12 protein-coding genes and 10 tRNA genes are annotated in these 19,631 nt (G+C 40.7%); 2 read left to right on the top strand and 20 right to left on the bottom strand.

Annotated features, from left to right (window positions below; translation table 11 throughout):
• The 14 genes from rsxC to A923_RS0112870 all read right to left on the bottom strand — a co-directional run.
• A partial coding sequence (gene rsxC, locus A923_RS0112805) for an electron transport complex subunit RsxC (RefSeq protein ID WP_026006229.1) occupies positions 1 to 2,115 on the bottom strand: 2,115 nt, incomplete at its 3' end.
• Positions 2,116 to 2,120: 5 nt separating this feature from the next.
• On the bottom strand, positions 2,121 to 2,669 hold the full coding sequence (gene rsxB, locus A923_RS0112810; RefSeq protein WP_017222077.1) for an electron transport complex subunit RsxB: 549 nt from the start codon (positions 2,667 to 2,669) through the stop codon (positions 2,121 to 2,123).
• A 12-nt stretch (positions 2,670 to 2,681) separates the two neighbouring features.
• Positions 2,682 to 3,263 carry an electron transport complex subunit RsxA gene (rsxA, locus tag A923_RS0112815; protein WP_026006230.1) on the bottom strand — a complete coding sequence of 194 codons (582 nt, stop codon included), beginning with the start codon at positions 3,261 to 3,263 and terminating at the stop codon, positions 2,682 to 2,684.
• Between the two features lie 139 nt (positions 3,264 to 3,402).
• Entirely contained in the window at positions 3,403 to 5,262 is a 1,860-nt protein-coding gene (locus A923_RS0112820; protein WP_017222079.1) for an EAL domain-containing protein, read from the bottom strand.
• 187 nt (positions 5,263 to 5,449) lie between these two features.
• Positions 5,450 to 5,525, bottom strand: a tRNA-Asn gene (locus A923_RS0112825).
• A gap of 117 nt (positions 5,526 to 5,642) precedes the next feature.
• Positions 5,643 to 5,718: transfer RNA gene (locus A923_RS0112830), tRNA-Asn, on the bottom strand.
• A gap of 60 nt (positions 5,719 to 5,778) precedes the next feature.
• Positions 5,779 to 5,854, bottom strand: a tRNA-Asn gene (locus A923_RS0112835).
• Between the two features lie 58 nt (positions 5,855 to 5,912).
• A tRNA-Asn gene (locus A923_RS0112840) sits at positions 5,913 to 5,988 on the bottom strand.
• Between the two features lie 59 nt (positions 5,989 to 6,047).
• A tRNA-Asn gene (locus tag A923_RS0112845) sits at positions 6,048 to 6,123 on the bottom strand.
• Between the two features lie 60 nt (positions 6,124 to 6,183).
• Positions 6,184 to 6,259 (bottom strand) — tRNA-Asn (locus A923_RS0112850).
• Between the two features lie 60 nt (positions 6,260 to 6,319).
• Positions 6,320 to 6,395, bottom strand: a tRNA-Asn gene (locus A923_RS0112855).
• A gap of 59 nt (positions 6,396 to 6,454) precedes the next feature.
• A tRNA-Asn gene (locus A923_RS0112860) sits at positions 6,455 to 6,530 on the bottom strand.
• Between the two features lie 161 nt (positions 6,531 to 6,691).
• Positions 6,692 to 6,767: transfer RNA gene (locus tag A923_RS0112865), tRNA-Asn, on the bottom strand.
• A 145-nt stretch (positions 6,768 to 6,912) separates the two neighbouring features.
• Positions 6,913 to 6,988 (bottom strand) — tRNA-Asn (locus A923_RS0112870).
• Between the two features lie 533 nt (positions 6,989 to 7,521).
• On the opposite strand from A923_RS0112870, the gene A923_RS0112875 reads away from it, so the two are divergent.
• Both A923_RS0112875 and uvrB read left to right on the top strand, forming a co-directional pair.
• A complete protein-coding gene (locus A923_RS0112875; protein WP_017222080.1) occupies positions 7,522 to 7,710 on the top strand; it encodes a hypothetical protein in 189 nt (62 codons plus the stop codon).
• Positions 7,711 to 8,262: 552 nt separating this feature from the next.
• The gene (gene uvrB, locus A923_RS0112880) at positions 8,263 to 10,257 is read left to right on the top strand and encodes an excinuclease ABC subunit UvrB (RefSeq protein ID WP_017222081.1); all 1,995 of its coding nucleotides are present in this window, start codon (positions 8,263 to 8,265) and stop codon (positions 10,255 to 10,257) included.
• A 92-nt stretch (positions 10,258 to 10,349) separates the two neighbouring features.
• On the opposite strand, the gene pfkA is transcribed toward uvrB, so the two are convergent.
• The 6 genes from pfkA to A923_RS0112910 all read right to left on the bottom strand — a co-directional run bounded on the left by pfkA (position 10,350) and on the right by A923_RS0112910 (position 19,459).
• Complete coding sequence (pfkA, locus tag A923_RS0112885; RefSeq protein WP_026006231.1) at positions 10,350 to 11,312, bottom strand: 6-phosphofructokinase; 963 nt, start codon at positions 11,310 to 11,312, stop codon at positions 10,350 to 10,352.
• Positions 11,313 to 11,764: 452 nt separating this feature from the next.
• On the bottom strand, positions 11,765 to 12,520 hold the full coding sequence (gene tpiA / locus A923_RS0112890; protein WP_017222083.1) for a triose-phosphate isomerase: 756 nt from the start codon (positions 12,518 to 12,520) through the stop codon (positions 11,765 to 11,767).
• 233 nt (positions 12,521 to 12,753) lie between these two features.
• Entirely contained in the window at positions 12,754 to 13,509 is a 756-nt protein-coding gene (gene elyC, locus A923_RS0112895) for an envelope biogenesis factor ElyC (protein WP_017222084.1), read from the bottom strand.
• A gap of 164 nt (positions 13,510 to 13,673) precedes the next feature.
• Complete coding sequence (locus A923_RS0112900) at positions 13,674 to 14,948, bottom strand: hypothetical protein (RefSeq protein ID WP_017222085.1); 1,275 nt, start codon at positions 14,946 to 14,948, stop codon at positions 13,674 to 13,676.
• Positions 14,948 to 15,580 carry a condensin complex protein MksE gene (locus A923_RS0112905; protein ID WP_017222086.1) on the bottom strand — a complete coding sequence of 211 codons (633 nt, stop codon included), beginning with the start codon at positions 15,578 to 15,580 and terminating at the stop codon, positions 14,948 to 14,950. Before A923_RS0112905 ends, A923_RS0112900 begins: the two co-directional genes overlap by 1 nt.
• A 3-nt stretch (positions 15,581 to 15,583) precedes the next feature.
• Positions 15,584 to 19,459 (bottom strand): ATP-binding protein, encoded by a 3,876-nt coding sequence (locus A923_RS0112910; RefSeq protein ID WP_017222087.1) that lies wholly within the window; start codon positions 19,457 to 19,459, stop codon positions 15,584 to 15,586.
• Positions 19,460 to 19,631 lie beyond the last annotated feature (172 nt).

The raw sequence follows: 19,631 nt of genomic DNA on the forward strand, positions 1-19,631 counted from the left end.
AGCAGGCGCGGGTGATTCAGGTGTTTGAATTGCTTCAGTCGTACTTGCTTGCGCGGCAGCCTTCTTGGCTTTAGCGCGAGCAATTGCAGCAGCAACCGCGGCTTTTTTAGCATCGACAGCAGGCGCGGGTGATTCAGGTACTTCAGTTGCTTCAGCTGTACTTGCTTGTGCGGCAGCCTTCTTGGCTTTCGCACGGGCGATAGCAGCAGCAACCGCGGCTTTTTTACCATCAATGGATGGTGTAGAAGCATCTGTAGTCGAGCCTCCAGCGGCTGCTTTTTTGGCTTTAGCACGGGCGATTGCATCGGCAACGGCGGCTTTCTTCGCTTCAATCGCTGGGCTGGTTGTTATTCCAGCTGGCTCTGAACTTTCGGCTTCACGTTTCGCTTTCGCGGCGGCTTTTCTGGCTTTACGCTCAGCAATGACCGCTGAATTGTCTGGAAGGTCGGTATTTGGCATCGCAGTTTCTACTGATGCCGCGCTAGCTGACGCTGCTTTCTTGGCTTTAGCACGCGCAATGGCATCAGCAACGGCAGAACCTTTATTACTTTGACCGTCACTTGGCGCTTGTTCTGCGGCTTTAGCTTTTTGAATGCGTTCCATTGCGGCTTTAACTGGATCTTCCCCCGTTAAAGCTTTCGCAGTGGCTCGGCGTTTTTCAGCAGCGTCTTTTTGACGTTGTTCGCGTTGTGCTTTCTCTAATGCTAAACGCTCATTACGTTTTTCAAAGCGCTCTTTGGCAATGGCCGCAGCAGCAAGTTCAGCATCGCTTTCACGGACTTCAACTTTGGCAATACGGTATTGATGTACAAGCGGTATTTGGCTTGGGCAAACATAACTACATGCACCACATTCAATGCAGTCCATTAGATTGTAATCAGCCAGCTTTTTCACGTCTTTCGCTTGGCTATACCAATGTAATTGCTGTGGTAATAAATCGACAGGGCAGACTTCAGCACATTCACCACAACGAATACAAGCATCCGCTTCTCTGACTTGTGGAATTTCATCCTTAACGGGCGTTAAAATACAGTTACCCGTTTTGGTTAATGAAAATTGCGCATGTGGCAAGGTAAAGCCCATCATAGGACCACCATAGATAATGGCTGCCGCTTGGTTTTCATTACAGTCAAACTCGTCTAGTAGCGCTTTGATTGGCGTACCAATGAGCGCTTGTACATTACGAGGTTGCGGAAAGGCTTTACCCGTTAACGTCACGATACGACTTAGCAGTGGTTGGCGGTCTATAATCGCTTGCTTAACCGCGTAGATCGTACCCACGTTTTGCATCACGATGCCAGACTGGGCAGGGATTTGACCTTTGCTGATCTCTTTACCCGTGAGCATCTTAATTAACTGTTTTTCACCGCCGTTCGGGTATTTTGTCGGCACTTTATGCACGACGATATCATCGCTTAGCTTAAGTTTTTTGATCGCGGCTTCTAACGATTGTGCGGCATCAGGTTTATTATCTTCAATACCAATAACACAAAGTGCAGGCTTGATCATGTGACGTAATATCTCAATACCTTGAATAATATCGTCAGCACGTTCACGCATTAATACATCATCAGACGTGATGTAAGGTTCACACTCTGCGGCGTTGATTAATAAGAATTCAATCGGCTGTCTATCATTTAATTTAACGGCTGTCGGGAAACCCGCGCCGCCCATACCGGCAACACCTGCCTGGCTAATATATTGCTGCAACTCAGCCGTTGATAGCTGTTTATAATCTAACGCCGGTTGCGCTGGCACGGCTTGATCTTCTTGATCGCAGACAAGCTTAATGGCAATTTCTGGTGCAGCAGAGGGCTGGGTACTTGGATATTGGGCAATATGTTCAATCGTGCCAGATGTCGGCGCATGAACAGGTACTGCCATAAATGAATCTGAAGCGGTAAGTGGCTGACCCTTTAAAACCCGATCGCCTGCTGCAACAATGATTTGACCGCCTTGGCCAATGTGTTGCTTCACAGGAATAATAAGATGTTTAGGAATACTCGCGGTGGTGATCGCTAAACTTGTAGACTGGGTTTTGTTCTCTTGCGGATGTACACCACCAAGATAGCGCCACAGTTTACCATTTTTGATTTGTTCGATTAATGACATCATGTGACCTACTTAATATTGACGATTGGGATAGAATCTAACTGCCATTTCCAGGCAGTTTGTACTGGTTCCATCACGATACAATCGGTCGGACATGGTGCCACACATAATTTACAACCGGTGCAGGCATCAACAATGACAGTGTGCATTGCACGCGTTGCCCCTGCGATAGCGTCAACAGGACAGGCTTGAATACATTTAGTACAACCAATGCAGTCTTCTTCAATGATCCGCGCAACGAGTTTAATGCTGGCATCATGTTCTTGTTCTGCGACGGGTTTAACTTCAACGCCCATGATATCAGCGAGTTTTTCGACGGTCGCTGCGCCACCAGGCACACATAAGTTAACTTCAGCACCATTGGCGACGGCTTCGGCATAGGGTTTACAACCCGGGTAGCCACATTGGCCACATTGTGTTTGTGGTAGCTCTGCATCAATCTGCTCAACGACAGGGTTACCTTCAATTTTGAAACGAATAGCTGCCCAGCCGAGTCCAAGCCCAAACAAAGCGGCGAGAATAACAAGGGTAATAATTGCAATTAGAATAGTAGTCATAGTTATCAATAGTTAAAGTTTAACTAAGCCCGTAAAGCCCATGAAAGCAAGGGACATAAGTCCAGCTGTGATCATAGCGATTGAAGTACCCTTAAAAGGGGCAGGGACGTTTGCAGCAGCGATACGTTCACGCATGGCCGCAAATAATATAAGCACTAATGAGAAACCAACCGCAGCGCCAAAGCCATATACCGCACTTTCGATAAAGTTATGTTTTTCATTAATATTAAGCAATGCCACGCCAAGAACCGCACAGTTAGTGGTGATCAGCGGTAAGAAAATACCTAACAGACGATAAAGGGTAGGGCTGGTTTTATGCACAACCATTTCGGTAAATTGTACCACAACGGCAATCACCAGAATGAAACTCAGCGTTCGCAGGTATTCTAAGCCGAGCGGCGTTAAAATATACGTTTCAACAAGGTATGAAGACATTGCCGCAATGGTCAAGACAAACGTTGTCGCAAACGACATGCCGATTGCACTTTCTAATTTGCTCGATACACCCATAAATGGGCATAAACCAAGGAATTTGACTAGTACAAAGTTGTTTACAAGCACAGTGCTGACTAGTAGTAAGAGATATTCGGTCATGATGAAGTAATACAGTGACTATGGGAGGCCATATTATCAGGGATCTGGATCATTGTTACAATAGGAAAGCACTAAAATGATAACGTAAAAAGGCTAAAAATCAATTAGTCTCCTTACGTTATCTGGGGTTTTTACTGTTTTAACTGACTATTTTGCTTAAAGGAGCAGGTCTTGCAATAAGGTAACCTTGGATCCCATCGACATGCATAGATTCCAGCAATTGTTTTTGTGCCAACTCTTCAACACCTTCGGCAATGACTTGGCAGCTCATGCGGTGTGCGACATCAACGATCATACGTAAGAATTGTTGACTGGCGTTATCATCGGTAATTGATTGGATCAAGCCACTGTCTATTTTTATATAGTTTGGTTTGAGTTCTTTAAATAATTTAAATGAGCTAATACCGTGACCAAATTTACTAATGGCGGAGCGACTACCAACACGGCGTAACATATCAATTGCGCGTTTACTGGAAACAATGTTTCTTTCTAACACAATTTCATCTATTTCGAACACGAGATTAGCGGCAATATTCGGCTCCCGTAATAATAGACGTTCTAACCAGACAATGAATGCGCTACTTTGCACGGACTGAGACGTCAAGTTGACACCCCAATGGCTGTTGCCATCCATTTGCGTGCGACTATTACTGATAATGTTTTCAATAATTATTTGGTCTAATTTGACGGTGTAATCCAAACGTTGAGCCATCGCAAACAAGGTGTGAGTTGGTAGCACTGCATTATTACTACCAATAAAGCGGGTATATATCTCTTGGTAATTTTTCATATTTCGATGAATTGGTTGTACTGGTTGACTCAGTAACATCAGACAGCGTTTATTGATTATTTCTTCTATGACCTCTTTCCAATAAGATTGGCCTTGGTTGTCCTGCTGGCTATCTTGCTGTTGGAAAGCCCAATGATTTGGTCCTTCAAGTTGTGCTTTGGCCAATGCTGTATCTGCGCGGGCAAGCACTTGCTCGGGCTGGTGGCCTGAATGAATCGTTGTAATGCCAATATAAGCGACATTTTCTAGTTCATGCAGTGATTGATATTCATCTAAATTAGCTTTTATCTCTCGCGCCAATTTATGGGCGACTGCAGCCGTCATATTGGGGATGATGATGGCGAAATCAGGACCTGATACACGGTATAACTGGCTATCTGGATAGCGCTTTGTGCATTGCTTTAGCATATTTGAGATATCTTTTAGATAAGTATCGCCAAGTTGAAAGCCTCTGTGTTTATTGATATGTCCTAGCGCCGTTGCGCGAACTAATGCGAGAATTGCAGATTGAGATTGCTTTTTCTCCGATAAGATTTCGACGAGTTCACCACGAAAATAAAACCGATTGTATAAGCCGGTCAAATTATCCATGTTGATTTGTTTTGATAGCGCTTCAATTTCATCGTGCTGGCCTTGTAACTCTTTATGATGCTCTGCTTTATGCTGAGCAAGAAGGCGAGTGACAGCAGGAAATGATTGGTGCTTTGGTTTTGTGGTATTACCAATTTCGTGCATGATATTTTTTTCTAGGCCAACCAGTAATCGCTTAACGGATAGCAGGCATAATAAATAGGCGATAAACAGTGAAATAGTAAAGGTGCTTAATAACTGAATAATCACGTTATCTTTTTGACTAAACCTTAACTTAAATTTATAACTGAATAAGTCTGTCGCACCGGAAAAATGCTTAGTTAGCTGCGGAAAGATCAGTTGGATCAAAGTCGGGTAGTTGATATTTGATTCCCAACTTGAAGATACTGATTCTGTTTGAATGAATAATTGGCTTAGCGCGAGACGCTCGGTGAGTAACTTCGTATTATCATCCGTAATTGAATCAAGCGTTATCTTTTGACTTAATACGTCATTAACAGCACTGCCTTGAACCGCCAATGATGAGTTTAATGAATTGTAGCTAAAACCTGATGCGCTGATCAACATACATAAAAAAACAAATGTCAGAAAAAGGTTGCAGCGAAAATAATCCGTCATTTTCATTATCCCTATAAAATTTACATCCCTGTTACTTTAGATTAACCTTTTTAGATCAATAAAAACACGAATAATTAGGATTGGATAAAGAATATGCGATAGAGGGCACTATATTATAATTGAGGTATTTAAATAGATGATTTACGAAGGAATTAATAGGAGAGTGTGACTATAAAGATAAAGAAATTGGCTCCCCTTGCTAGACTCGAACTAGCGACATATGGATTAACAGTCCACCGTTCTACCAACTGAACTAAAGGGGAATTATTCGTTTGCTTCTTTTGAAGCTGATGCGTTGTGGTTATATATACAACATATCATTGTTGGTGTTCTCTATTCTTTTTGGTCTCACTAAAAAGTAAGAACAGAATAAAGTAAATTGGCTCCCTTTGCTAGACTCGAACTAGCGACATATGGATTAACAGTCCACCGTTCTACCAACTGAACTAAAAGGGAATTATTCTTTTTCATAAACAGCTATGTAATAAGCGGCTTAGGTACTCTTTACTTAAAAATTGGCTCCCCTTGCTAGACTCGAACTAGCGACATATGGATTAACAGTCCACCGTTCTACCAACTGAACTAAAGGGGAATTATTCTTTTTATAAACAGCTATGTAATAAGCGGCTTAGGTACTCTTTACTTAAAAATGGCTCCCTTTGCTAGACTCGAACTAGCGACATATGGATTAACAGTCCACCGTTCTACCAACTGAACTAAAAGGGAATTGTTCTTTTTTATAAACAGCTATGTAATAAGCGGCTTAGGTACTCTTTACTTAAAAATGGCTCCCCTTGCTAGACTCGAACTAGCGACATATGGATTAACAGTCCACCGTTCTACCAACTGAACTAAAGGGGAATTATTCTTTTTTATAAACAGCTATGTAATAAGCGGTTTAGGTATTCTTTACTTAAAAATTGGCTCCCTTTGCTAGACTTGAACTAGCGACATATGGATTAACAGTCCACCGTTCTACCAACTGAACTAAAAGGGAATTATTCTTTTTTATAAACAGCTATGTAATAAGCGGCTTAGGTACTCTTTACTTAAAAATTGGCTCCCCTTGCTAGACTCGAACTAGCGACATATGGATTAACAGTCCACCGTTCTACCAACTGAACTAAAGGGGAATTATTCTTTTCATAAACAGCTATGTAATAAGCTGTTTAGGTACTTTGTACTTAAAAATTGGCTCCCTTTGCTAGACTCGAACTAGCGACATATGGATTAACAGTCCACCGTTCTACCAACTGAACTAAAAGGGAATTGTTGGTTTGCTTCATTTTGAGTTAATAAAATTAAAGCGAATAAATTGTGTGTTTCTTACGAAACAGATTAACAGTTTACACGACATTATATAGTAGCGTAAATCACTAACCGTACTTTCAATGCGTACTTTTAATACGTTAATTCACTGAAAGTAAATTGGCTCCCTTTGCTAGACTCGAACTAGCGACATATGGATTAACAGTCCACCGTTCTACCAACTGAACTAAAAGGGAATTGTTGGTTTGCTTTTTATAAAGCTAATAAGTTGTACGCTTCTCTCGAAGCCAGCCCGTCTATTTACTTTACTTGAAAATTCAATTAAAAGAAAATAAAACCAACTGTTGTTCCTAATCTCTTCATAAGAGATAAAGAATAATTTGGCTCCCCTTGCTAGACTCGAACTAGCGACATATGGATTAACAGTCCACCGTTCTACCAACTGAACTAAAGGGGAATTACTTGTCTTTGTTTCGAAGACGGGGCGAATATTAAGGTTAGATGATTCTAGTGTCAATGATAAAGCGGGTGAAATTGGTATTTGCGTTTTGTTTGTCGAATAACTGAGCGATGATGGTTAAGAATTATTGATAGCGTAGTTTAAGTAAGCAATTTAAAAGTTGTGGTTAGGCTAACATTTTCAATACTTTAAATTGAACATTGTTCATGTTTTATTAATATAGTGACTATCCTAGAGTGATTGTGGCGAATAAGCGGTACTACGGATGTACTTTTAAACTACGGAAAGTCGAAATGTCAGATAAAAATGTTGCTTTCCAGGTGATGAGAATGGCAATTATGCATAAATATTTACCCATTTTAGTGAGTATCTTGCTGTGTACACTGGTCGGGGGTTATGGACTGCGTTGAAAACGACTATTAATGTTCGGTACACAATCGGATATAACCTGACAAAAGGATATAGAAGAACAAAATCATCATTTTGCCAATCACGATGCATTAACGGATTTACGAGTTTAAGATTAGCCAATGACCGTCAAATCAATTGAGGACAAAATGCTTAAAGTGGTATCTCAACCCGTGCCTTTTAAAGGTAATAAACTAACCGTTGGCGCAAAAACGTTGATTAAGAAAGCAGATGAAGCCATGTATATGAGTAAGAGCTTGGGGAAAAATAGATATACGTTTGCAGTCGAAGAAGAAAATGTCTCATTGTAAATAAGTCCGTACATTCGCCCCCTGTAAATAATTATTGGTTACACCGCATTTAAACCTTCTTTGTGCTACCTCGATAAATAATTAGTGCTTCTATGTGTTATAAACAGAGTCGGATGTCGTGTTATGTTGCTTGATTATTGAATATGACACTATTTTTGAGTTATCCACTAAATCTGTGGATAACTCTGTTGATTAAGTATGTAAAAAGTATAACTCTACATTTTAGATGATTTTAACTTGTCGTATTGATAATACCTCTAAAGACTATTTAACCACTTTAAATCAATTGCTTAGCCTTGTTATTTTGATTTTATGCACATGTGTATAATGCATCCCTACAATCTCTGTATCAAAAACAACCACTGCAAATTTATTTTTATTATGACTGTTGATAACTGCTTGACATTTTGTTTTTATTGATGATTTTAGACTTGTTGTTCTAATTTTAAATGATCAGTAATCATGGCTAGGGTGATAATTCTGCTGGCGGACTAAGTGTAAATTGGTATTATGGCTCTATATAATTTATAAGCTAAGTTGTGACTTTAAATAATGACGATTTTATTCGATTTATGTTCTGAATATACCCCGAGTGGTGATCAGCCTCAAGCGATTGAAAAGCTAGTTGATAGTTTTAATGCCGGTGTGGCTAGTCAAACCTTATTAGGGGTAACTGGCTCTGGTAAAACTTACACTATTGCGAACATGATTGCGCAATTGAATCGTCCTACACTATTGATGGCACCAAACAAAACCCTTGCTGCGCAGCTTTATGGCGAGATGAAAGAATTCTTCCCGAACAATGCGGTCGAGTACTTTGTTTCTTACTACGATTATTATCAGCCAGAAGCCTACGTACCGAGTACTGATACCTTTATTGAAAAAGATGCTGCTGTAAATGCTCACATCGAGCAAATGCGCCTGTCAGCGACCAAAGCGTTGTTAGAACGCCGTGATGTGATCTTGATTGCGTCTGTTTCTGCTATTTACGGTCTGGGTGATCCAGCATCATATTTAAAAATGATGTTACATATCTCTGTTGGTGAGGTGATAAGCCAGCGCAGTATCATTCGCCGCTTAGCGGAACTGCAATACACCCGTAACGACATGGACTTTAAACGTTCAACATTCCGAGTACGTGGTGAAGTAATCGATGTTTACCCTGCAGAATCAGACAAGCATGCAGTGCGCATGGAAATGTTCGATGATGAAATTGAACGTATAAGCTATTTTGATCCGTTAACAGGCGCGGTTGAAAAGTCTGTAGAACGTGCGACTATTTATCCTAAAACGCATTACGTCACCCCAAGAGAGAAGATCTTAGCCGCAATTGAACATATCAAAGTTGAATTATCAGAACGTAAAAAGCAGTTAATATCAGCGAATAAATTAGTTGAAGAACAGCGCGTCAGCCAACGTGTGCAGTTTGATATTGAAATGATGCAAGAGTTGGGTTATTGCTCGGGTATTGAAAATTATTCTCGTTATTTATCTGGTCGTACTCCAGGTGATGCGCCTCCAACGTTATTAGACTATTTACCCGATGACGGCTTGTTAGTGATTGATGAGTCACACGTGACAGTGCCACAAATTGGTGCCATGTATAAAGGTGACCGCTCGCGTAAAGAAACGCTGGTTGAATTCGGTTTCCGCCTGCCATCGGCATTAGATAACAGACCGCTTAAATTTGAAGAGTTTGAATCTATTTCACCGCAAACCTTATATGTTTCAGCAACGCCGAGTCAGTATGAATTGGACCGTTGTGAGGGTGAAATTGTGCAACAGCTTGTGCGCCCAACTGGCTTGTTAGATCCGATCATTGAAGTGCGCCCTGTTGATACCCAAGTTGACGATCTGCTCAGTGAAATTAACATCCGAGCTAAGAAAGGCGAAAGGGTACTTGCAACGACATTAACTAAGCGTATGTCTGAAGATCTGGCTGAATATCTTGCCGATCACGGCGTGAAGGTACGTTATCTGCATTCTGATATTGATACCGTTGAACGTGTCGAGATCATCCGTGATTTACGTTTAGGTGTATTTGATGTGCTTGTTGGCATTAACTTATTGCGTGAAGGCTTAGACATGCCAGAAGTGTCGTTAGTGGCGATTCTGGATGCTGACAAAGAAGGTTTCTTACGTTCTGAGCGTTCTCTGATCCAAACCATTGGTCGTGCCGCTCGTAACTTGGAAGGCAAGGCGATCTTATATGCTAATCGCATCACCAAAGCGATGGATAAAGCGATTAGCGAAACTGAACGCCGTCGTGCTTTGCAGCATGAGCATAATATCAAGCATGGCATTACACCAACCGGATTGAAGAAGAAGGTGGGTCAAGGTTTCAATATTGGTAGAACGCCAGAGCAACAAATGATGCATATTGCTGAGCAGAAAGCGACGTATGCGATATTTACGCCAGCTGAACTGAGTAAAGAGATCGTACGTTTAGAAGAGGTGATGTATAAATATGCGCAAGATCTGGAATTTGAAAAAGCCGGTGAAACGCGCGATAAAGTAGCGAAACTACGAGAGCAGTTAATACAGTAGACAGAAAAAAGCGAAATCAATGTAAGTTGATTTCGCTTTTTTGTTCAAATCATTTTAAATCTAACATGATCTTGTTCTAAAACTAACAGCGTTTAGAATAATGAATCAGACAGATCAAACAGTTCTTGGTTGAACGGACGTTTCATATTGTTAATACAATCGATGATGTCGTGATGAACCATTTCTGAGTTCATTAGACCAACGCAACGACCGCCTTCACCACTTATTAATAACTTAACAGCATATGAACCCATTCGGCTTGCCATGATACGGTCACGAGCTGTTGGTGTACCACCACGCTGTAAATGACCTAAAACAGTTGCTCGTGTCTCACGACTTGTCACTGCTTCAATATGTTTCGCAAGCTGGTTAACGTCTGTTACATGTTCGCACATAGCAATAATGGCATGTTTCTTACCTTTATCGATACCTGCTTGAATTTGTGCTAATAAATCAGCTTCATCATAGCCTTTTTCTGGAATGACAACGAATTCAGCACCACCGGCAACTGCTGCACCCATGGTTAAATCACCACAGTAACGACCCATGATTTCAACAATCGAAATACGTTGGTGAGATGTTGAAGTATCGCGTAAACGGTCAATCGCATCAACCACGATGTTTAGTGCAGTATCAAAACCAATGGTATAAGTTGTACCTGGGATATCGTTATCAATAGTGCCCGGAATACCGATACAAGGGAAACCCATTTCAGTTAGTTTCATCGCACCCATGTAAGAACCGTCACCACCGATAACAACAAGCGCATCGATGTCGTGTTTTTTAAGGTTCTTGATTGCTTCTTCACGAACACTTTTTTCTTTGAATTCAGGGAAACGTGCAGAGCCTAGGAAAGTACCACCACGGTTAATCACATCAGAAACAGATTTACGATCTAGTTTCTCGATACGGCCTTCGTGTAAACCGGCATAACCATCGTAAATACCATAAACTTCTAAGCCAAGATGTAAGCCTTCACGTACAACTGCTCGGATTGCTGCGTTCATGCCGGGTGCATCACCACCACTTGTTAAAACACCTATTTTTTTAATCATTGAAGCCTCAAATATATCAATCGATGATACTTTATTTATTGGGTTAAAGTACTGCTCTTTATGAGAGCGTACTGTGGCAGCAGGTGGTGGCACGGTTGTTTATATGCTTAGTACACCAATTATAGTTTATCTGTCGCTGCTACATTCTATTTAGTTATTATAACTAATTTGTATTTATCATCACTAGTTTCTATCATTTTAGTATAACTAGGTCTGCTATTATTTTCTGTGTCTTTATGACTCATTTTATTACTAAAGTGATATTAATCACGCTTTCATATGAAACTTTCATCGTGAAAACAAAATAATGCCTTGGTGCAATTTTATTTTTTGAATATTAGTTTAATAAGAAAGGAGTGTAGCAATACATTATTACGGCGTAATAGGTATAACTACACTTTTAGCACTAATGCAGAGAAGATATTATCTCTATATTAGCTTTTGATAGGCAACTATGCAGAAGCACCAGCAATTACTTTAGAGAATTCTACAGCGTCTAGTGAAGCGCCGCCAACTAGGCCGCCATCAATGTCTGCTTGACCAAATAATTCAGCAGAGTTAGCGCCTTTAACAGAACCGCCGTAAAGGATTTGAACTTTGTTTGCTACAGCTGCATCTTGCTCTGCTAACCATGAACGGATATGAGCGTGGATTTCTTGTGCAATTTCAGGTGTTGCTGTTTTACCAGTACCGATTGCCCAAACAGGTTCGTATGCAATAACTGCATTGTTTAGCGATGTAATACCAGACTTAGTAACAACAGCTTGAAGTTGTGCTTCAACAACTGCTTTAGTCTCGCCAGCTTCGAATTGCTCTAGTGTTTCACCGATACAAAGTACAGGTACTAGACCGTTTTCTTGTGCAACAGCAAATTTGTCTGCAACAACTTCGCTTGATTCACCGTGTATAACACGACGTTCGCTATGGCCAACAAGTGTGTATTTACAACCGAATTCTTTCAACATTACTGCTGAGTTTTCGCCAGTGAATGCGCCTGAAGTGTTAACGTCACAATCTTGTGCGCCGTATGTAATTGCAGTGTCAGCAGTTAATGCTTCAACTTGTGGGATAAAAACAGCAGGAGGGCATACAGCAACTTCAACAGTTGCATTGTCTTTTGCCGCATCAACTAAACCGTTAATTAAAGCTTCTACAGATGCTTTAGTTGCGTTTAATTTCCAGTTACCCATTACTAGTGCTTGTCTCATGTCTATCTCCGATATGGTTTAAAGCTATTTTTCTTTAACTTAAGTGCTGACGTTATGTCAAAGCGACTTTAATTAAGAACATGAGATGATTATAGAGTCATCTAGCGCTAGGGCAAGTTGTCATAAGACAATTTTTGGTAATAAAACTACATAAAATGCAGTAACTGTGACTTGCCCCACGTTTACTTGCGCAATTCAATCGGAATTTTTCGGCTAATTACAGGATATGAGTTCTATTGGTTATTTTTTAACGACAACCAAGCCAATCCTAACCATTCATGGATCACCATAGAGCTAATAGCAAGGTTTTTAGCTCTAGGAAAGTAATTTTGGATAGGTTGGATCTCATTAGTCGTTTTGCTGACATGCGCAGTAGGTGCTGGGATTGGAGTTAAACCCTGTTGTTGGAAGATCTTCATTGACCGTGGCATATGGGTTGCTGAAGTAACTAATACAAGTGTTTTATTTTTAGTTATCTTTTTGTTTTCAATGGCTTCTTCTATTGTATCACGTGGCGACTCTAACAATAATATAGCTGATTTCGGTACCCCTAACGCGATTGCTAAGCGGGCATTCATCTTAGCATTACTGTTGATATCACCGCTGGCATAACCACTAAAAATTAACTTGGCCGTTGGGTTCAGTTTATAAATTCGTACACCCTCTGTGGTTCTGGCTAGGGCTGCTGGAGTTAACTGACTGGTGATCGGTAAGCTGTCTACAGTCGTGTGACCATTACCTAATACGTGGATGTAATCGACACTTTGATTCTGATAACTTGGGTACTGAGACTCTAACAACGCCGCTAAACGTGTTGCAACGGGGGCAAGGCTTAATAGTAATAATGTAATAAAACTACTAAAAATAAAAATTTGAGCTGTTCGTTCAAAGCGTGTGAATTTATATAACAGTGCAGCAAGGATAAAAATAGTGAGTAATAAAGGTAATGGCATTAGCCAAGTACCAATAATTTTTTTAAGTGCGAACATAGGCTCTAGTCCCTAGATTATTTACATATGTAGAAACTCATGCAGGAGCATCACCAGATTGTGTAACTTCCATTTCTTGTGTGAAAACTCACCTTAACTTTAATCAGTCTAGATGTAGTTTCAATAGTTCGTAATAAAATACTGATTTATTCTGATTCGAACCGTTAACCTCGTTGTAGTTGAATATCGCTAACGCGTAAATTACCTGAGATTAATATCGAACCGGGTAAATTGGTTGTGATCGCTTTAGGAAAATCAATCGCCATGACTTTACGTACCGCGGGGGCACACTTGTGGTATTCATTATATAGAATACTCAGCCATAAATGCTTCGGTAAAATGTCTGTGAGCTGAGCATCTTGCTGCCAATAGTGCAGGGCAGAGAAACGATCACCTTTATTACTTAATACTTGTTTGAATAACACTTCACATTGTGACAAAACATAATCGGCTTCGAGTTCTCGGGCCTTTTGTTGTAAGTCATCAATACGACCGCTGCTACGTAAATCAACGGTTTCAGCGTCTGACTTGCTTTCTTTACGTAATGAGTTGTAAATGTCAGTCAGTTCTTCTTGTTGTACCTGATTACTAATATCAATACTGGCTGATAATACCAGAGGGGCAACACGATTGAAGATAGCGGGCACTTGTTCACGTTCAGCGTAGTCGTCAAGTTCCCAAATAGGGTTGTCTTTAAGGTATTTAGACATCGCCTTAAGACGAGCCACTTGATCATTTTGCTTACGCAGCGTCATTAACAGCTGGCGCATACGATGAACCGCGCTTTCTAGTTGACGGTTAATACGGCGGTAACCATCAATAAAGAAGGTCACTTTACGGCTTAATTCCGCCGGTACATCATCCCAATCTAACCACGAGTACACATCATTAAGATTAATATCCGCTAATGCGTTAAGCAGGCCTTCGGTATAGGCAATGGCTTTTTCATTCTCATGAATTTTACTTTCTAAGCTATCAACAAAACCAAATTTACTGGTAATTGCCGCGAATAAACCACTCACACTGTCTTCTAATTCGTAAACAATGCCGTAAAGTTCTTCGTCAATCTGACTTAAATAGAAAGACACTTCATTATGCTGGCCAGTTAATAACGCGCGCTTGTATGATTTGATGTCGCCGTCGATGTGCTGCATGACTTTGGCAATATCAGTACGTTTACGATAAGACGCGTGACGTAACAATAACTTGTCTAAAATACGCTTTAAGTTGATGGCAAGCATGTAAGTGCCATCTTCTTCACTTGGGCGGATCAGACCATTTTTGGTGAGCATTTCTAATAATGCAGTATTCTCACCATCATCAATAATATTGCCATCAAAATACGCTTGCGCCAACATCGTACTGTTTGATTTAGCAAACGAGCTACGAATTATCTGGGCAATTTTTTCGACTTCAGAAGCACTTTGCTGCTGTGACATTAAAACATCTCCGACTGTGAGTCATCGAAGATATGGTTATCTTGTGTTTCTAGTTTCAACGATTCACTGTCATTAATAAAATCAATTAACTCGTGAATGTAGTTCATCTTAGCGGTGATCTGATAGATGGTACTGCCAGTCTCTAAGCGCTGCACGTAACCTGCTTCATCTAATTTTTTGAGGATGAAGTTAAGTTGTTCAGAGATCTCGTTACGACTGGTTTTGAAAATACCTTTATTGGTCAATAACGCCAGCTGCTGCTTTAACGTCGGCTCGTTTTCAATACCACGTAATAATTCGGATAAACGGATCGTATCGCCAGCACGCATGGCACAATCATGTACCAGGGCTGTCATGGCAAGATCGAGGAAATTAACCAAGGGACGGAAAATATCACGTACTTGGCGTAACTGCTGACGAATATCACCGCGGTTTTCTTCTTCAATCGTGCAGTAACAAGCAACAAACGCTAAGCCGTCTTCAATCACTTTTACCTTACGGTTAATCAAACGCAGGTAATCATTTACCTTTTCAAACAAGCTTTGTTCAGACAAATAGCGGTATGCATCTGGTTGACTAACCTGACAAATGGTGTGGCCCTGTAACAATAATTCAACGGTAGTTTGAAACATGGCTTAACCCTCTTCTTGCATAGTCGTTGCTATGTTTGATTCTGTAATTGTAGATGTCGTCGACTCAGTATTTTCAGGCGCAGATAGCACAGGACTTATTGGTGAAGAAGGCACCGCTGTTAGCACTTCTGTATCTGCTACGAGTGCTTTTTTAGCATCGCCATTGAGTAATGCCATTAATGGATCATCATCGACATTCATCTGGATCAAACGTTTGTTACGGCTATCAATTTCATATAAGTGATCGAATAACTGCAATACCGATTTATCTGTCGACGGTGATGCAGTCATGATCTGAATACCGTGTTGGTTTAACATATCCAACATGGCTTGAATGTTTTCAGAATGCAGCTCACCTAATTCATCCACTGGCCAAGTGATCACTGTACTTGCATCCGGGCGTAACATGGTCGTTAAACCGGTAAAGAAAGTAATTAAGGCTAAGTAAGATAAACCTGTTGATGACACATCTTCTAATTCTTTCGGTGTTGTCGCACGCGTTGTTCGACCGTTTTCAACAATGGTGAATTCGATATCAAATAACTCATTGTGTTGCATGCTGTTATTTTTCGGCAATACCGCTGACAGTTCATCTAAGCTATCAATTAAGTCTTGTGGAATACTGCGATCGTGCGTCAGTTCGGTATTCGCTTGATAAGCTTCAAATGCGTCGTTTACATTCTCAAGCTGCTGCCAATAGCCTAACTTGTCCATCTTAGTGCGAATGGCAATTTTAATATCACCCAAGGCTGTAAAGAACTGTTTACCATTCATATGGCTAGACAGTTTACGGCCGGTACGGGTAATGTTGCGATCAAAGTTACTTAAATGGGTGTAGATAGATAAAATATCGTTAGCGCGTAATTCTACTTCGTGTGTGGTTGAAGTTTGCAATAATTTAGCATTTTTAAGCACGTAACTCAGCTGTTCGCCGCTGTTAATCGCTTCTTCTAAACGGTAATTAACCAGCTCTGGATCACTTTCAATGCGGTTTTCTAACCAGCCTATTTGCAGTGTGCTTTTCGAGTAACGTTTTAATTCACTGCTGATTTTACTGACAGCGCTTAATACATTGCTTTGCTGCTTGCCTAACAGACTCATCTGACTGTTGGTTAATTTAGAGATATTGTTAACACTGTATTCAGGTAAAGCTTCGTTAACAACAGCAGGGTAGTCGGCTAGTTTTACGAGGCTGTTATCTAAGCCTTTCAGTTGTAATACTAAATCTGAGACTTGTTTATCAAGCTGGGTTTTTTTTTGTTCTAGCTTGTCTGTTGACTGTTGGTAGTCTTGTTTTTTATCTTTTAACTGTTGCTGGAAGCGTTGGATAGCAGCATCTAAACGACGTAAACGCTCGCGACCTGGTTCAACTTGTGACCATGATGTTTCTAACCAGCTATTATACTTGTCGGCTTTTTGTTGGAATACTTTCGCATTCTCAACGGCTTGCGTTGTTTGTTTGATCTTGGCAGCAAGGGCGTTAAAGATACTGGCATTAATACCGGCGTCACTTAATGCAGCTTGTAGTGCAGCGGCAATACGTTGCGTTTCAATTTGCGCTTCATTACGTAAGCTATCAAGCGATGTTTGATAGCTGTCTATACGCTGATTATAGTCTGTTTCTAACTGACAATGGACGCCTAAACGTTCGTTGTTTAGTTCGTTGTGACGGCTTTGATAATCAACCTTCGCTTGGCTTAGTGCTTGTTGCGCTTGGTCTAACAGTAATGCCGTTTCGGCTAATTGAGTCTGAATGCGGGCAATCGCCAAGGTCTTATGTTGTTCTAGCTTGCCGTTTAACTCATCTTCTTCATTAACGAGGTTTGTTAGCAGTTGGTTCTGTTTGAACAATAATTGCTTGCTCGAGTTTAACTGCTTATCAAGTTCTTCAACTTGTTTATTCAGTTGTTCAAGGGCTTTTTGTAGCTGTTCAAGTTCTGCTTTCTTCGCGCCAATCTGGGTCGAGATATGTTGTTCTTTTTCTGCTAGCGCACTGTCGGTAAACGATGCGTTTTCTAGGGCATTGAGGTTGATCTTGATGCCGTAAAAGTCTTGTACTTGCGTTAGTGCTGTTTCAGCATCGGCATTTTTCGCAGCGTCAGCAAAGGCGACTAATAACTCAGGCTCAAGGTGCAGGTGTTTGAGTAACTCAGGGTTAATCACACGGCCGATATTAGCTTGCCAATTTGGCACATGTTCAGCAAGGAAAGCGTGTAATGAGCCTTTTTCTGGGCTTAATAATGCTTGCACATCGCGGTGCTGCTGGGCCAAGTGATTTAATTCAATTTTTAATCTGTCATTGGTTTGCAATGCTTGATGCTGTTTTTGGCGTAAGCTTTGTGATTCATGACTAATACGATTGTAGGCTTCTTGGCGCTCGTTAATATTACGGCGACATTGACTTAAATTCTGTTGTAACTGCTGAGACTGTAACGTCAACGCAGGATCAAGCTGCGGTTGTGTTAACTGCAGATTAAGCGAGATCTTGGTGTGTTCCAGCGGGGTTTTCTTTTCATTTAACTGATCAACTAATACCTGCGTTTGTGTTCGTAATTCACTTTCGAGTGTCGCATAGTGTAGTTTGTTCTCACTTAACGCCGTTGTTAACTGCTGCTGTTGAGAGCTGATTTCGTTCGTCAGTTGTTGTTCACGTTTGTTAAAATCAAGTTCTTGTTGCTGCTGTTGTTCTGTAAACGTGCGGCTAAGATCGGCTGACTTTTCGCTTAACTGGGTCTTTTCATTGTTTAGATTGATTAACCGTAAAGTAAAATCAGACAGCTCTGAGCCACGTTGTTGATAGGTAGCGGCTTCATCATCTTCAAAATCAATTTTTTCTTGTTCTAACTTATCTAAATCGTGCTTTATTTCACGGTGGGCTTTTTCTTCATCGTGGCAAGCATCTTCAATCGATGATACTTGCTGTCTGTGGCTTTCTTTTAAATCTGCGAGTTCAACCAGTACGTCTTTTAAACGCGTGTCGGCGAGCACTTGATCTTGATTGCACTTGTCTTGATAGAGTGCCGCAAGATGATGTAAGTGTTGTAGATCTGCTTTGATTTCAATGAGTGAATCAATGTCAGTTAATGACAATAAAATCTTTTCTTCTAAATTCAGAATAGCTTGTGATGAATGCAGATCGGCTAGCCAGCTATCAATATCGGTTTTATCAATGTTGACCATGTCAGTCACATTGTTGCTCAGCATTTCAGAACTGATGGCATCTTGAGAGATTTCGATGATCATTTGTTTAATCACGTCGAAATTAGAGATCTTGTTGAATACCGAGGTTACTACTTTTTCAATGTGCTTAATCGGTGATTGGCTCATTGAAAAACGTTGTTGCAGGGTACGCAGTGATTTCTTGCCGCCTAGGTCGCGATGATTTTGGATGACTCTTGCATAATCATCTACGCTTAATAAGCTACTGACTTCGCAACGCACTTGTGTTCTATAGTTACGCTTGATCTCGTCATCACCAAAGATATTGCCGCTTTCATCAAGATACATCTTGATGTCGAAGGGGCTATCAATAAAGCGGTATAGCAGTTTGTCGCCATCGCTTTTAATTAATACGTGGCACAACTGTGGTGTGTCAGATCCGTTCGGACGTTGATAGTCAAAAACGATATAACTGGTTTTGCGCGGCAAATAATAAGCAGCAAATGATTTCTTGTTGGCATTACGTTCAACAATACGCCCAGGTCGAGCACCCCAAAACAGCATCGGCAGTTTAAGTAATGTTGTTTTACCTGCGCCATTAGTACCCGCAACCTTGATATTACCCGCGTTATTTAACTCGAGTAGTTTACCAGGCCAAAAGCTATCAATAAGGTAGGTTTTGCGACATAGATATTGTTGTGAAGAATCAGTCATCATCATTATTATTATGCAAGAAATCGAACCCCATATTTTAACTGAATGATGCTCAAGATGTAAGGAAAAAAGAGAAGTTTAATTGGGTGATGCTTGGTTCTGCTCAGATTATCGGCAATCTTGGTCACTTGTCAGGATTTATGCAAATTAAGTGAATATTCTTGCATATATAAAATAT

This window comes from Moritella dasanensis ArB 0140, from assembly GCF_000276805.1.
GTDB lineage: Bacteria > Pseudomonadota > Gammaproteobacteria > Enterobacterales > Moritellaceae > Moritella > Moritella dasanensis.